The sequence below is a fragment of the Gordonia sp. 852002-50395_SCH5434458 genome (assembly GCF_001665905.1).
Taxonomy (GTDB): domain Bacteria; phylum Actinomycetota; class Actinomycetes; order Mycobacteriales; family Mycobacteriaceae; genus Gordonia; species Gordonia jacobaea.
In genome coordinates, this window is sequence record NZ_LZTC01000063.1 from 85202 (window position 1) to 98890 (window position 13689).

The window sequence follows — 13689 nt, forward strand, 5'->3', positions numbered from 1 at the left end:
TGGTGGTCGAAGAACGTGACACCGATGTCGACATCGTGCCTGTGGACCTGCGCTCGGCCGTCGACCTGCCGTTCCGCCTAGGGTTCGCGATAGCAGGTGTGGCACTGACCGCCGCGGAATCGGCGGTCACCATCGCGCGAGTGACCGCGACGAGTGTGCAGCACGAGATCGGGCAGGCCATCGGGGTCTCGGGCGCCGAACTCGGCGGTGCACGCGCCCCGCTCGCGCTGCTGGCTCAGCTGAGCGATCTGATGTCACCCGACCGCCCGCTGGGCAGGCTTATCGCGCCGGGAGGTCCACTCGAGCGACTGGTCACTCCCGGTGGCGTCATCGATCGCCTCACCGCCAAGGACGGCCTCCTCGAGAAGTTGACGGCCCCGGGCGGGATCTTCGACCAGATCACCGACGAGAACGGCATTCTCGTCCGGCTGACCGCCAAGGACGGACCGCTCGACCGACTCACCCGCGAGGGCGGCGTCGTCGACCAGTTCACCGAGAACGAGGGCATCCTCGAGCGTCTGACGTCCGAGGGTGGGATCGTCGACCAGCTCACCGCTCCCGGTGGAGTGTTGGAGAAGGCGACAGAACCCGGTGGTGTCCTCGACAGGCTCGCGGCCGACGGTGGTCTTCTCGATCAACTCGTCGGCGAGAACGGCGCGGTCGAGCGCGCCATCACGCCCGGCGGCACGCTCGATCGCATCACCGAACTGACAGAGGTCATCGCGACGCTCGCCCCGAATCTCATCGCGATGCAGGACACGGTCCACGAGCTCGCCGAGACCGTCGATCTTCTCAACCAGACTGTTGCACCGCTCGGCGGACTCGCCGACCGGCTGCCGAAGCGGCTCACACGTGGCCCACGGAATTCTCTTCCGAGCGGCCACGATCCATCGCGGGCGCCACACGACCAGCTTTGACGCTGCGGGGTCGGAGGGTCCCGAGCCGGTCGATCGCTTCGGACAACAACGTCACGTAGTCGTCGACGTCGGGAGCGATTTCCGGCGACGTCGTCACCGAGATGGTGACTCGATCGGCGATTCCGTGCACGCCGTGCGTCAGCCCTTGCACGGGAGACAGCGCGGGGAAGCCTGTTGTCGCGAGGACCGGTCTGCCATCGAGCGCGAGGTCGCCCGCACCCCGATTCACCGACGACACAACGGTGACCCCGGTGATGTTCTCGGGAACCAACGTCGGATCGAAGTGTCCGATGCCCCACCGGGTCAACGCCGCGGGAGTCGCGGCGGTTGCCGCACGCGATGCGACGCGCGCCGGATCGTCGTCGGCGCGACGGGCGGTGTCGATCTCGGCGGCGATCAGACGAGCCCGCTGCGCGAGATCCGGCTCGTCGACGTGGAGGTCGACGCCGACGTTACGAAAGTTGTTGCGCACCGCCTTCTTTGGTGACCGTGCGACGGTGAGCTCGACGACGAGACTGCCCTCGGGATCGGCGAGGAACGTCGGCAGTGCCAGCGAAATGGCCACCAGCGCACCGACTGTGACACCGAGGTCACCGATACGCAGAGCCTCGCGCTCCACGGTGATCGTGCGCAGGGTTCGACCCGCTCCCGGTGCGCGATTCAGGCGTGAGAGCGGCACACCGCCGCTCTGCTGTGGCGGAGAAGCCCGATACCGTTGCCAGGCAACGAATCCGCGAGCGATCATCGAAGCGACCTGCGCGGGCAGACGCATCGCCCCGATCACCGCACCTGCGACCCGCAACGCCGAATCCGGAAGTGCGCGTGCCGGATACGCCGAGGAGGCGGGTTTCTCGGCAACGGGTCCGAAGAGGTCGCGGGCGATGGCCGCGGTGCGCCGACCGTCCCCGAGCGCATGCGAGAACTGCAGGGCCACGACGACGCCGCGACCATCGCCACCTCTCGGTCCGGCGGCGTCCGGAACCTCGTCACCGAGAGCTCCCGTGCCCGGAACCGACGACACGTGAGCGAAAAGATGTACCCGCCAAGCCATCTCGGTCGGATCGAGCTGCTCGGCCATCCGATCGGCCAGAATCGCGAGACATTCCTGCCAGGTGAGCGCGGCGTCGTCGACGACGAACTGCCGCGGCAGAATATCGGCGTGCACCCAGTAGGGCCGATCGAGCGTGAACGGTATGTCGAGGACGCGCAGCCTCAGGTCCGCGATGTTCGCCGCCCTCGTCGCGATCCACGCTGCGAGCTCAGCGGCGTCGACCGGCCGGTCGTCGGCGAAGATGTAGACCACGAACTGGTCGTTGGGGATGATCGGCGCCATCCAGTACGGCACCACATCCGTGGCCGACAACCGCTGCATCGGGCGAGATCCCGTCAGCCCTTGGGGGTTTCGAAGTGAACGAGACCCTGGACGTGGACGTCAGAACCGTCCACCGCAGCCCGGATCAGTTCAATTTCTGGTCCGAGCACAGCGGCGACGTCGTCGTAGGAGTACGTCGGCGGCGCCGTCACGGTGACCCTGATGAGTTTGCGACCTCTGTCGTCGAGGGCCTTGGCCGAGACATCGTCGAACATCGTGTGTCCGGCGAGGTCGGCGGCGACCGCGTTCGCGATCAGTTTGGGCGCGACGATCAGTTCGCCGTCGTCGTTGCTGCCCGCGAGCTCGAGGTCGTCGACCTTGCTCGGGCGAATGGCCGTTGAGATCAGCGACCATCCCCAGATCAGACCGATGATGACGATTCCGAACAGCAGCACCGTCCACCAGTCCGTGCCGTCGAGGCGGGCGGGCCAGCCCGAATCGAGGTGATCGGCCCAGTCACGAACCTTGGGCACGTTGAGTTTCCACAGAACAGCACCCACTCCGACGACGAGGCAGATCAGACCGATCAGTCCTGCCGTGATCCGGTGAAATGACGCGGGTCCGCGGTTCATCGCGATGCCCCCTTCTTGTGTCGAGTGACCACCTTGAGCTTCACGCGCATCTTCTTCTCCAACGACGACGCAACGCTTTCGAGCGTGTCGCGAAGCGCCGACTCGTCGACCGCGGAATCGGTGGTGACGAGGACCTTGGCACGCCGTCGTCCGACGACCGTTGTCGCGTGTTCGACGCCCGGCACCGACAGCGCCGCTGTGCTGAATCGGCGTGCGACGTCGCCGCGTCGAGTCCACAGGACCTCGAAATCGCCGAGACTGACGTGAGTGCGTCGACGCGGAGCGAGAGCCGTCCACACCAGGAGCAGGCCCACGATGATGAACCCGACTACCGCAGCCCACATCCAGTCCTGCCACGTTGCCCCGTTGATCCAGTCGGCAGCGGCCTGAAGCCACCGCGTGCCGGACACCCAGCCCGCCTCGACGAGCAGGTCGTGGATGGCGACCGCGACCAGCGCGAGCAATGCGATCCCGATGATCACCCCGGAGACAACGGATTTCGGTCCCGCTGCCGGGGTGAAGACCTTGCCCTTGTGCGTGTCAGCGGTACGCGCCTCGACGACGGCGCGCTCGTTCTTGTGCTCTGGCTTGTCCTCTGCGTTCTTGTCACCTGTGGCGTTCTTGTCACCTGGGGCGGCGTCCGTAGTGGTCGTGCTCATGACTCCTCCTCGTCGCTGTCGGTGTCTCGGTGACTGTCGGTGTCCCGGTGACTGCGGGTGTCGCGGTCACGATCAGGGTCCTGGTCCCGACCCTCCGGCGAATCGCCCGACTGCCCGGCGAGTTCCGATGGCGTCGTCGGGTTCGGGATCTCGACGTACCCTGCCTGGCGCCGCTTTGCCTGCGTCGTCGTCACGATCTCTGCGACCGTCACATCCACGCGTCCGGGGCGCACTCCGGTCAGGCGGGTGACCTCTGCCGCGACGTGATCGCGAACCTCGGCACACACCGCGGCAACCGCGCACGGCCACCGCAGCGCAACCGTGAGTGTGATGGTCGGCGCGGTCTGTGACATGTCGGTCGACGCGGACGGATACCCACCCGAGAGTGGATTGAGCGCGTTCAGTACCGATTCGCCCTTGCCGTCGGATTCGATCACCCCGTCTACCCCGAGTGCGGCTCGTTCTGCGATCTTCTCGCCGACGCGGTCGTCGAGGACCAGACTTCCGCGTGCCCCGGGATCGGACGCGTCGGCAGCCTCTGGCGACAAGGCCGGCGCTGCTGTACCGACCGCCGACGCGCCTAGATCGCCACGGGTGACGGTGACCGCATCAGCCACGGTTCCGGCTCTTCAGCAATCGACCGAGATCGAGCACACCGTCGCGGTGTAGCCCGATGACCAGTCCCACCGCTCCGAGCACGATGGCCAGGATGAAGCCGGTGAAGCCACCGGTCGTTGCCGCGAGTGCGAGGAGCAATCCGACAATCAGACCGATCACCGCGTTGTTACTCATCGTTGTTCACCTCTGTTGATCGAGTTGGATGTGCCTGCGTCGATGTATCGGCGACGGGGATGTCACCGATGGGGATGTCACCGATTGGGATGTCACCGACGGGAATGTCGCCAACGGGGATCTCTCCGGCTGGGGTATCCCCGCCTGATGTGGTCCCGGCTGACGTGGTCTCGCCTGATGTGGTCTGGGGTTCGTCGTGAGACTCGGTGGGTCCGACCGAGATGTCCTCGACGACCACCGAGACGGGTACGCCTGCTACCTGCGACGCGACCGTGACGACCTCGTCGGCGACCGCTCGCAGGTCGTGGTTGATGTCGACGACGATGTGTACCTCGCCCGAGTCGTCGGACATGCGCACACCGCTGACCCGGCTACCGGGCAGATACGTCGCGACTTCACCGAAGACTCCGGCGTGCAGCCCCGTGACCCCGGGCACCGCCTCCGCCGCCGCTGCGACCTTCTGCGCCACCGACCCCGCTCCGACATCGGAGCGGGTGGCGGCGTCCTGATCGCCTGCGCCGCCGGACAGCGACGACCCCGACAGCGACGACGACTCAGACATCACTGCACCCGCGGCGCGCTCGACGAGTCGTCGTCATCGTCGCCGAAGTGGATGTCGTGCACGGTGACATTCACCTCCGTCACCTCGAGTCCGGTCATCTGCTCGATCGAGGTGATCACGTTGCGTCGGATTGCCGCAGCGAGTTGGTGAATGGCGACGCCGTAGTCGGCGACGATCGAGACGTCGACAGCGGCCTGCCGCTCCCCGACCTCGACGTTGATGCCCTGAGTGGTGCTGGTGCCCGTACCCGGGATCACCTCGCGGACCTTGCCGACCATGCGTTCGGTCGTGCCGCCGACGTCGTAGACGCCGTTGATCTCGCGGGTTGCGATGCCCGCGATCTTGGCGACCACCTGGTCGGCGATCGACGTCTTACCGCGTTCTCCGGCGGGCGCCACCTTCTTGGAGGCGTCGGTCAGCGCGACGGCGCTGCTCTTGGCGCTCTCGGTGCTGCCTGTGCTCGACTGATTGGTTGCGGTTCCTGTGGCTGCGCTCTCGGCCATGACGCTCCTCTTTCCTCGTTCTCATCCGATGTAGATGGTCAGACGACGGCATCCCGACAACCTCGACCGCACGTGCCAACTTCTCGGCACGCCGTCCGGCGGTCGCCGGAATGGGGAGCGATGACGGCGGGGATCTATGACCCGCTTCCCCATCGCTCCCGTATAAGGTCAGTCGTAGTGAATCCGATATCTGCACGCGTGAATTCGCGTGACCCCGGACACAGTGACGAGTCACCGTCAGCGGCAGGCCGACACGCGGGCACGCCGGGTCCGACGCTGCGTTCGGCTCCCGGTCCGTCGACACAGGCGCCCGCGCTGAGCGACTTCTCCGAGGATGAACTCGCTGCCGCCGCGGCAGCGGGCGACGCCGAGGCGTTCTCGGTCCTCGTCGGAAAGCTCTCCCCCTCCCTGCTGCGCTACCTACGCCGCATGGTCGACGATCCGCAGACCGCGGAGGATCTGGCCCAGGACACACTCCTCGACGCATGGCGCGGACTACCCGATTTCGCATTCCGCAGTTCGTTCAAGACGTGGATGTTCGGGATTGCACACCGCAGAACCGTCGACCACTGGCGTCGACGTCGCGACATCCCGACCGCGGAAGAACGCTTCGCCGACCTCACCGACCCCCATCCCCTTCCTGCCGACGACGTGCTGCACACGTCTCTCGTCGAAGCGCTGCGTCGAGAACTGACGACCCTTCCGGAGACATCGCGCGCCGTATGGTGGCTGCGAGAAGCCGAGGGACTCTCGCTCACCGAGATCTCTCGGGTCTTGCAGATCTCCGTCGGCTCGGTCCGCGGGCATCTGCAACGAAGTCGGCGCTACCTCGCGACCCGCCTTGCCCCGTGGCGTCCCGACGCAACCAATGACGGCGCAACCAATGACGACGCAACCAACGCTGAGAAACCCGGCCGAGGGCCCGACAACACAGGGCGAACACGTACAGGGCCGGCGAGTACAGGGCAATCAGGTACAGGGCCATCAACTACCGGGTCACGTTCGCTGAGAGGAGGACGACGATGACGCGAGCAGGCAGGACAACGCGCGGCGCAGGTTCTCCCGACACGGACTTCGACGACCGCTACGAGAGACTCGACGACGACTCCGACGAGACCGACGCGTGGCTCGTGGACGCGAGTCGCCGACTCGAGGAACCCGACCGTTACATCGCCCGGCTGATCACGTCGATCACGGGAAAGCTCGGACGAGTCCGACGCAGCGGCCGCATTCTCGACACCGACGACGGCACCGTGCGCGTCAACGACCGCGTCGTCAAACAACTACTCGCCACACGCATCCGGCACACCCTCGGCCGACTCGTCGTGCTGGTGGAACTCGACAGCCCCGACGGCAGCGAGATCCCCGACACCGGCGAGAACCTGCAGTCGCAGGGCAGCCCGGAGAACGCTGTCAGTCGGGTGCGTATCGGGCTGATCGCCCGCTACCACGACGATCTCGTCGTCGATTCCGATCGCGTGCGCGAGGTCGCCGACGCCGTGCTGGCGTCGACGCTCGGACCATCGACCTCTGCGACCGCACGCCGACACATCGACATCCGCTGGCAGGATCTGTACACCCTAAATTGGATCGACTGAGCCCGAGTCCATACGCGTGTTTCGCTCTCGCGATTGGCACGAGCGTCTATATGCTTTGCCCGACGGGTTTCTTCGTCATAACCGTCATAACGGGCGCGGCAACAGAGGCAGTACGGCTGCGCCATCGGGATTGCTGCGTCACGAGGGATATCTGCGGGGGCCGACGCCGACAGAAAGGTCGACATGGCGGACGAAGACACGAGTGACGACAAGGTGATCGACGACCCGGGTTCGCCGACCTGGGCACTTCCCCGGGGAACGGTGGTGCTGCTGACCATCGCGGGCATCGTTGTCGCGGTCCTGGGCATCAAATCGATCGGATCGATCGTCGGGCCCGTGTTCCTCGGACTGATCATGACCGTCGCTGTCGCTCCGCTACCCGGCTGGTTGCGGCGCAAGGGCTGGCCCAAATGGGCGGCGTTCCTCGCGACGGTCCTACTGGTCTACGGGATCATCCTCGGGCTGTTCGGTTCTGTCATCTACTGCATCGCCCGGCTCGCGACGATCCTCCCGCAGTACAGCGACAAGTTCAACGACCTCATCGACGACGCCCAAAAGGCACTGTCCGACCACGGCATCGGACAGGACAAGGTCAACGACATGCTCTCGCACGTCGACGCGGGCAAGGTGTTCGACGTAGTCGGCGACGTCGTGTCGAGCACGGCGAGCGCAGCGTCGGCACTCATCCTGGTGCTCACGGTGCTGCTGTTCATGGCCGTCGACTCGATCAACGCCGACGAGCGTTTCGACGTTCTGAAGAAGGTTCGCCCCGACGTCGCGCACGCGTTTCAGACGTTCGCCTCGGGCACGCGTAACTATCTCGTCGTCTCGACGGTATTCGGCCTCATCGTGGCCGTCTTCGATACCGGCGCGTTGTGGCTGATGGGCATTCCGCTCCCGCTGCTGTGGGGCCTGCTCTCATTCATCACCAACTACATCCCGAACATCGGCTTCGTGCTCGGAGTCATCCCGCCCGCGATCCTGGCACTCCTCGACGGAGGCTGGACGCTCGCGTTGTGGGTCATCATCGTCTATTCGGTGATCAACTTCGTGATCCAGTCGGTGATCCAGCCCAAGTTCGTCGGCGACTCCGTCGGTCTCACCACGACGGTCACGTTCCTGTCGCTGATCTTCTGGGCTTGGGTGATCGGCCCGCTCGGTGCGCTTCTCGCCATCCCACTCACGCTGCTGTGCAAGTCGCTCCTGATCGACATCGATCCGTCGACCCGCTGGGCTGACGTACTGGTCTCGTCGGGTCGACCGACCACGGACGAGGTCGAGGACGCGCGACGTCACAACGATCGGGAGGAGCGGATCCGCAAGGTCGAGAACCAGACTCTACGCGCGGGCGACAGCGACAACAGCGACAGCAGGGATGGCGAGGAGAGAGGTGGCGGTGAAAGCATCGCCTGATGGTCTCGTCAGCGATCTGACCAGACCGGCTCTCGCTTTGCGAGAAAAGCCGTGATCCCCTCCTGTGCGTCACACGTCATCGCGTTGGTGGCCATCGTCGAACTCATCGAGCGGTACGCCTGCGGCTCGGGCTCGTCGATCTGCCGATAGAAGGCACGCTTCCCGATCATCAGGGTCGACGCACTCGACGCCGCAATCCGCAGCGCAAGACCACGGACGGTGTCATCGAGAGCTTCCGGTTCGACGACGTCATTGATCAACCCCCAATCCGCCGCGGTCGCCGCGTCGATCGGGTCTCCGGTCAGCAGCATCTTCATCGCACGCTTACGCCCGATCGCCCTGGTCAGCGCCACCATCGGCGTCGAGCAGAACAATCCGATCCGTACGCCCGGCGTACTGAACGATGCCGCTGTGGACGCCACGGCGAGATCGCACGCGGCGACGAGCTGGCATCCCGCCGCGAAGGCGGCCCCCGCGACCTGCGCGATGACCGGTTGACGGATCTCGTGGATGGTCGCCATCAGCTCGACACACGTCGCGAACACCGCCTCCTCGTCCGCGAGAGTTCTGTCGACGAGTTCGGTGAGGTCGTGTCCCGCAGAAAAGGCGGGTCCTTCTGCCCGAATGACGACCACACGTACGCCGGGGTCCTGATCGAACTCACGCAGCGCCGTTGTGGCTGCCCGCATCGTCGACGTCGAGAGCGGGTTGCGTCGTCGTGGATCGGTCAGCGTGAGGTAACGCAGCGGCCCGTCGTGCGAGACAGTGACCGTGGTGGAATTCATTTCCGACATTTCGTCCTCATTTCTCCGCGCTCAACGTTAACCAACTCGACGATATCTGTGCGCCGGACCACAAAATAGTGGTGATCTGTCTCACAGTATAGGCACTCATTAAACTTGCGAAATAGCACGACGAAACGCCGGAGTGCGCAGGCATTTCTCAGAAAAATGCCAGATTTATCTTGGGTAATCGTCACAGCGCAGGTCAGAAAGTCGATGTGACCTTTCCGTGATCACTCCGTAAGGTCGCCGTTGGTCCAAATACGAGTCACCCGAACACCCCACTCAATTTGTCCTGACCGGGTGACTGATAGGAGGAACAATGACCACGCGGATGAAGAAGACCGCCCTTCGCGCCGGAATCATCGGCGCGATCGCACTTGCTCCCTTCGGCGTCGCGACCGCGACCGCCTCTGCGGATGGACACGACTGGGATGCCGTCGCCAACTGCGAGAGCAGCGGCAACTGGGCAACCAACACCGGCAACGGCTACTACGGCGGCCTGCAGTTCTCGCAGAGCACCTGGGAGGCCAACGGCGGCAGCGGCAGCGCGTCCAGCGCGTCGCGCGAGGAGCAGATCCGCGTCGCGGAGAACGTACTCGCAACTCAGGGACCGGGCGCATGGCCCGTGTGCGGCCAGTACCTCTGATCCTGAGGTCTGCCCACCTGCCGTGACGACCCGATCGGGTCAACGGTTCTTGTCAACGCCCCGCGACTACGCGGACGCCCGTGGTGTACCACGCGCGTTTGCCCGGTCGCGGGGCGTTTGCGCGCCTATAGGGCGCCAGACCCCGTGATCGCGGGCTACGATTCGCGACATGGATGCCGGGCACGGATCGTCGGAGAGCACTCATCACGTGTCCGACGCCGACCGCTCGACGCTGTCGATGTCATTGCTGATGACGCCGGGCATGGCCAACTTCACCGGAAACGTCCACGGCGGCACGCTGCTCAAACTGCTCGACGAGGTCGCCTACGCATGCGCGAGCAGATACTCGCGTCGATACGCGGTCACGTTGTCGGTCGATCGCGTCATCTTTCGTGAACCGATACGCGTGGGCGAGCTGCTCATCCTGTCGGCGTCGATCAATTACACCGGCCGCACGTCGATGGAGGTCGGGATCAGGGTCGAGACCGAGAACATCCATACCGGGATTCGCCGACACACCAACAGTTGCTACTTCACCATGGTCGCCATGGGCGACGACGGACGGCCGCGCGAGGTACCACCGCTCACGCCCGAGACCGACGACCAGAAACGACGCTTCGCCGAGGCTGAACTCCGCCGCGAGGCGCTGCGCTCCGCGCGTGACGGATAGCCGCGACCGCCGTGGCAGCACTCCCATCGGATGTAGGGCGCGCAGCGGTTGACGCTCACTGCCGGTGGCCATAGCGTCGAAGCGAGGTCGGGTCGCACGGAACACCGGCCACCAGCCCCTCGTCAGCCCCCTCTCCTTCAACTCCTGGCCCCTAGCCCCTGACCTCTAGCCCCGGCGGTGAGCGATGCACCACAGCAGAACCGAGAACGACAGGCGATGAGAGTCGCACTGTTCGCAACCTGCTTCAACGACACGATGTGGCCGAACACCCCACGCGCCACCGTGCTGTTGCTCGAACGCCTCGGTGTCCGAGTCGAGTTCCCTGTCGAGCAGACATGCTGTGGGCAGATGTTCACCAACACCGGCTACGCCGACGAGGCCATTGGCGGTGTCCGACAGTTCGTCGACGTCTTCTCCGGATACGACGCGATCGTCGCCCCCTCGGGTTCGTGTATCGGATCGGTCCGCCACCAACATGCGGCCGTTGCCGCCCGAACCGGCGACACCCGGCTCCGCCACGCGGTCGACGAAATGACACCACGATTCTTCGAACTCAGCGAGTTTCTCATCGACGTGCTCGGCGTCACCGATGTCGGTGCCTACTTTCCCCACCGGGTCACCTACCACCCGACGTGTCACTCCCTACGGATGCTGCGTGTCGGCGACAAGCCACTTCGCTTGCTGCGCAGCGTACGTGGCATCGATCTCGTCGACTTGCCTGCCGCCGAACAGTGTTGCGGCTTCGGAGGTACCTTCGCCATGAAGAACGCCGACGTCTCGGTGGCGATGGGCGCAGACAAATCCAGGCATGTACGCGACACCGAGGCCGAAGTTCTTGTCGCCGGCGACAATTCGTGTCTTGCACACATCGGGGGACTTCTCTCCCGCGAACGGGCGGGCGTCCGGACCATGCACCTCGCAGAAATCCTGGCATCGACCGAGGAGCACCCGGCATGAGCGAGACCGTTGAGTCCGATCGGCACGTCGATGAGTCCGATCGGCACGCCGAGCAGGAAGCGTTGAGCCAGCACGGTTTCGGGCTCGGACATCCGCACGTCGGGGTGACCGCGACATTCGTCGGGATGCCGAAGTTCCCGAAGGCGGCCCGCCACGAGCTGGCGAACACTGTCCAGCGCCGCAATCTCGAGCACGCGACGTCGACGATCCGGCACAAGCGCGCAGCGGTTGTCGACGAACTCGCCGACTGGGAGGAACTGCGACTCGCGGCGGAGGCGATCAAGAACCGCACGCTACGTCACCTCGACGATTATCTGCTCGAGTTCGAGGAGAAGGCGACTGCCGCTGGCGCACAGGTACATTGGGCGCGCGACGCGGAGGAGGCCAATCGCATCGTCGTCGATCTGGTCCGCGACACCGGCGCCTCGGAAGTGGTCAAGGTCAAGTCGATGGCCACCCAGGAGATCGAACTCAACGAGGCGCTTGCCGCCGCAGGCATCGATGCCTGGGAGACCGATCTCGCCGAACTGATCGTGCAACTCGGCAACGATTGGCCGAGTCATATCCTCGTGCCGGCAATCCATCGAAATCGCAGTGAAGTCCGCGAGATCTTTCTGCAGAACATGGCGAAGGTGGGACGCCCCGCACCCGACGACCTGACCGAGGAGCCTGCGCGGCTGGCCGAAGCGGCACGCGTGCATCTGCGTGAGAAGTTCCTGCGCGCCAAGGTCGGCATCAGCGGAGCCAACTTCGCGATCGCCGACACCGGGAGCCTTGTCGTCGTCGAATCCGAGGGCAATGGACGCATGTGCCTGACGCTGCCCGAGACGCTCATCTCCGTGGTGGGCATCGAGAAGATCCTGCCGACGTGGGCCGACCTCGAGGTCTTCCTGCAGGTACTACCCCGCTCCAGCACCGGCGAACGCGAGAATCCGTACACGTCGGTCTGGACGGGCGTCGCCGCGGGCGACGGTCCGCAGAACGTGCACATCGTCCTGCTCGACAACAACCGCACCGGCATCCTGGCCGACGAGGTCGGGCGCGCTGCCCTGCGCTGCATTCGGTGCTCCGCGTGCCTCAACGTGTGTCCGGTCTACGAGCGCACCGGCGGGCACGCGTACGGCTCAGTCTACCCGGGTCCCATCGGCGCGATCCTCACGCCGCAGCTGCGCGGCACGGCGTCGAAGATCGATCAATCGCTTCCCTACGCGTCGAGCCTGTGCGGCGCATGCTTCGACGTGTGCCCGGTCCGAATTCCCATACCGGACATACTCGTTCATCTGCGCACCCGCGTCGTCGACGAACATCGGAAGGGGCTTCCGACCGCCGAAGCTGCAGCGATGAAGGCCATGGAGAAGGTCTTCGCCGATCACCGCAGACTCGAAGCCGCGCAGAAAGCCGCGACGGTGAGTCACCGCTTCTTCGGCAACCGGCGCACGCTCGGCGCGCTGCCCTGGCCGATGACTCCGTGGTCGAGTGCGCGTGACACCCCGGTCCCACCCGCCGAGACGTTCCGCGAGTGGTGGAAACGCGAGCGCGGCAACACTTCTGGAGATGAGACACGATGACCGCCGCACGTGAGGAGATCATCGGTCGGGTCCGCGCGGCACTGGCCGACGTACCCGCCGACGACGTCACACCCGTCGACTGGGTCTACGGCCGACCCTCGAGCACGGGCGATCTCGGCCTCGTCGACCGATTCGCCGAGCGCGTCGCCGACTACAAGGCCGTTGTCGAACGCGTCAATTCAGCGCACCTGTCGGATCACGTGAACGCCCTGCTGGAGAACGTCGACGGTCCGATCATCGCCGACGCCGTCGTCCGCGACCTGCTGTCCGGGGTAGACCCGGTGTGGCTGTCCGATGACGATCTCTCCCCCACCGAACTCGACGCCGCGTCCGCGGTGATCACCACCGTGGCGGTCGGCATAGCCAACACCGGCACCATCGTGCTCGATCACGGCGCGGGACAAGGTCGTCGAGCCGTGTCACTGGTACCCGATGTCCACCTCTGCCTGATCCGCACCGATCAGATCGTCAGCGACGTTCCCGAAGCAGTGGCCCGCCTGATCGAGCAGGGCTCGGCGATCCGCCCCCAGACCTGGATCAGCGGACCGAGCGCGACGAGCGACATCGAACTCGATCGCGTGGAGGGCGTCCACGGACCGCGCACACTGCACGTCATCATCGTCGAGGCGTAGTGGCCGGCCGGGAGACCGGTTGACTTCGGCCCTGCCCGGAATT

17 protein-coding genes are annotated in these 13689 nt (G+C 65.4%); 9 read left to right on the forward strand and 8 right to left on the reverse strand.

Features of this window, described 5'->3' with window-relative positions; translation table 11 throughout:
• Positions 1-2 precede the first annotated feature (2 nt).
• Positions 3-917 (forward strand): hypothetical protein, encoded by a 915-nt coding sequence (locus A5785_RS14815; protein ID WP_039856265.1) that lies wholly within the window; start codon positions 3-5, stop codon positions 915-917.
• Here A5785_RS14815 and A5785_RS14820 read toward each other — a convergent pair.
• From A5785_RS14820 to A5785_RS14850, 7 genes are read right to left on the reverse strand one after another with little or no spacing between them, the layout of a single operon-like run.
• Positions 847-2289, reverse strand: a complete 1443-nt coding sequence (locus A5785_RS14820; protein ID WP_005207399.1) for a WS/DGAT domain-containing protein — start codon at positions 2287-2289, stop codon at positions 847-849. The genes A5785_RS14815 and A5785_RS14820 overlap by 71 nt on opposite strands.
• A gap of 14 nt (positions 2290-2303) precedes the next feature.
• Positions 2304-2861: a hypothetical protein gene (locus tag A5785_RS14825; RefSeq protein ID WP_005207400.1), complete on the reverse strand. Its 558-nt coding sequence runs from the start codon at positions 2859-2861 to the stop codon at positions 2304-2306.
• Complete coding sequence (locus A5785_RS14830) at positions 2858-3520, reverse strand: DUF6286 domain-containing protein (RefSeq protein WP_005207401.1); 663 nt, start codon at positions 3518-3520, stop codon at positions 2858-2860. The genes A5785_RS14825 and A5785_RS14830 overlap by 4 nt, the downstream gene beginning before the upstream one ends.
• Entirely contained in the window at positions 3517-4137 is a 621-nt protein-coding gene (locus tag A5785_RS14835) for an Asp23/Gls24 family envelope stress response protein (protein ID WP_005207402.1), read from the reverse strand. Before A5785_RS14835 ends, A5785_RS14830 begins: the two co-directional genes overlap by 4 nt.
• Positions 4130-4312, reverse strand: coding sequence for a DUF2273 domain-containing protein (locus A5785_RS14840; protein WP_005207403.1), 183 nt, complete (start codon positions 4310-4312; stop codon positions 4130-4132). The genes A5785_RS14835 and A5785_RS14840 overlap by 8 nt, the downstream gene beginning before the upstream one ends.
• On the reverse strand, positions 4305-4874 hold the full coding sequence (locus A5785_RS23745) for a hypothetical protein (protein ID WP_005207404.1): 570 nt from the start codon (positions 4872-4874) through the stop codon (positions 4305-4307). Before A5785_RS23745 ends, A5785_RS14840 begins: the two co-directional genes overlap by 8 nt.
• On the reverse strand, positions 4874-5377 hold the full coding sequence (locus A5785_RS14850; RefSeq protein ID WP_005207405.1) for an Asp23/Gls24 family envelope stress response protein: 504 nt from the start codon (positions 5375-5377) through the stop codon (positions 4874-4876). Before A5785_RS14850 ends, A5785_RS23745 begins: the two co-directional genes overlap by 1 nt.
• 315 nt (positions 5378-5692) lie before the next feature.
• Here A5785_RS14850 and A5785_RS23750 point away from each other — a divergent pair, with 315 nt between their 5' ends.
• The 3 genes from A5785_RS23750 (at position 5693) to A5785_RS14865 (ending at position 8388) form a co-directional block, all read left to right on the forward strand.
• Complete coding sequence (locus tag A5785_RS23750; RefSeq protein WP_373278553.1) at positions 5693-6403, forward strand: RNA polymerase sigma factor; 711 nt, start codon at positions 5693-5695, stop codon at positions 6401-6403.
• A complete protein-coding gene (locus A5785_RS14860) occupies positions 6400-6975 on the forward strand; it encodes a hypothetical protein (RefSeq protein ID WP_005207407.1) in 576 nt (191 codons plus the stop codon). The genes A5785_RS23750 and A5785_RS14860 overlap by 4 nt, the downstream gene beginning before the upstream one ends.
• 183 nt (positions 6976-7158) lie before the next feature.
• Positions 7159-8388, forward strand: a complete 1230-nt coding sequence (locus A5785_RS14865) for an AI-2E family transporter (RefSeq protein ID WP_064867208.1) — start codon at positions 7159-7161, stop codon at positions 8386-8388.
• 8 nt (positions 8389-8396) lie between these two features.
• On the opposite strand, the gene A5785_RS14870 is transcribed toward A5785_RS14865, so the two are convergent.
• Positions 8397-9182: an enoyl-CoA hydratase gene (locus A5785_RS14870; RefSeq protein ID WP_005207409.1), complete on the reverse strand. Its 786-nt coding sequence runs from the start codon at positions 9180-9182 to the stop codon at positions 8397-8399.
• 310 nt (positions 9183-9492) lie between these two features.
• Between A5785_RS14870 and A5785_RS14875 the strand changes: the two genes are divergently transcribed.
• The 5 genes from A5785_RS14875 to A5785_RS14895 all read left to right on the forward strand — a co-directional run bounded on the left by A5785_RS14875 (position 9493) and on the right by A5785_RS14895 (position 13646).
• Positions 9493-9819: a transglycosylase family protein gene (locus A5785_RS14875; RefSeq protein WP_005207410.1), complete on the forward strand. Its 327-nt coding sequence runs from the start codon at positions 9493-9495 to the stop codon at positions 9817-9819.
• Positions 9820-9988: 169 nt separating this feature from the next.
• The gene (locus A5785_RS14880; RefSeq protein ID WP_005207411.1) at positions 9989-10489 is read left to right on the forward strand and encodes an acyl-CoA thioesterase; all 501 of its coding nucleotides are present in this window, start codon (positions 9989-9991) and stop codon (positions 10487-10489) included.
• 216 nt (positions 10490-10705) lie between these two features.
• Positions 10706-11446 carry a (Fe-S)-binding protein gene (locus A5785_RS14885; protein ID WP_064867210.1) on the forward strand — a complete coding sequence of 247 codons (741 nt, stop codon included), beginning with the start codon at positions 10706-10708 and terminating at the stop codon, positions 11444-11446.
• Between the two features lie 125 nt (positions 11447-11571).
• Positions 11572-13014, forward strand: a complete 1443-nt coding sequence (locus A5785_RS14890) for a LutB/LldF family L-lactate oxidation iron-sulfur protein (RefSeq protein ID WP_168431295.1) — start codon at positions 11572-11574, stop codon at positions 13012-13014.
• Positions 13011-13646, forward strand: coding sequence for a LutC/YkgG family protein (locus tag A5785_RS14895; RefSeq protein WP_005207738.1), 636 nt, complete (start codon positions 13011-13013; stop codon positions 13644-13646). The genes A5785_RS14890 and A5785_RS14895 overlap by 4 nt, the downstream gene beginning before the upstream one ends.
• Positions 13647-13689: the final 43 nt, after the last annotated feature.

What these genes read in the sequence shown, in the direction of transcription:
- A5785_RS14820 (WP_005207399.1), bottom strand. Translation starts at nt 2,289, where the DNA reads ATGCAGCGGTTGTCGGCCACGGATGTGGTGCCGTACTGGATGGCGCCG.
- A5785_RS14825 (WP_005207400.1), bottom strand. Translation starts at nt 2,861, where the DNA reads ATGAACCGCGGACCCGCGTCATTTCACCGGATCACGGCAGGACTGATC.
- A5785_RS14830 (WP_005207401.1), bottom strand. Translation starts at nt 3,520, where the DNA reads ATGAGCACGACCACTACGGACGCCGCCCCAGGTGACAAGAACGCCACA.
- A5785_RS14840 (WP_005207403.1), bottom strand. Translation starts at nt 4,312, where the DNA reads ATGAGTAACAACGCGGTGATCGGTCTGATTGTCGGATTGCTCCTCGCA.
- A5785_RS23745 (WP_005207404.1), bottom strand. Translation starts at nt 4,874, where the DNA reads ATGTCTGAGTCGTCGTCGCTGTCGGGGTCGTCGCTGTCCGGCGGCGCA.
- A5785_RS14850 (WP_005207405.1), bottom strand. Translation starts at nt 5,377, where the DNA reads ATGGCCGAGAGCGCAGCCACAGGAACCGCAACCAATCAGTCGAGCACA.
- A5785_RS14860 (WP_005207407.1), top strand. Translation starts at nt 6,400, where the DNA reads ATGACGCGAGCAGGCAGGACAACGCGCGGCGCAGGTTCTCCCGACACG.
- A5785_RS14865 (WP_064867208.1), top strand. Translation starts at nt 7,159, where the DNA reads ATGGCGGACGAAGACACGAGTGACGACAAGGTGATCGACGACCCGGGT.
- A5785_RS14870 (WP_005207409.1), bottom strand. Translation starts at nt 9,182, where the DNA reads ATGTCGGAAATGAATTCCACCACGGTCACTGTCTCGCACGACGGGCCG.
- A5785_RS14875 (WP_005207410.1), top strand. Translation starts at nt 9,493, where the DNA reads ATGACCACGCGGATGAAGAAGACCGCCCTTCGCGCCGGAATCATCGGC.
- A5785_RS14880 (WP_005207411.1), top strand. Translation starts at nt 9,989, where the DNA reads ATGGATGCCGGGCACGGATCGTCGGAGAGCACTCATCACGTGTCCGAC.
- A5785_RS14885 (WP_064867210.1), top strand. Translation starts at nt 10,706, where the DNA reads ATGAGAGTCGCACTGTTCGCAACCTGCTTCAACGACACGATGTGGCCG.
- A5785_RS14890 (WP_168431295.1), top strand. Translation starts at nt 11,572, where the DNA reads ATGCCGAAGTTCCCGAAGGCGGCCCGCCACGAGCTGGCGAACACTGTC.
- A5785_RS14895 (WP_005207738.1), top strand. Translation starts at nt 13,011, where the DNA reads ATGACCGCCGCACGTGAGGAGATCATCGGTCGGGTCCGCGCGGCACTG.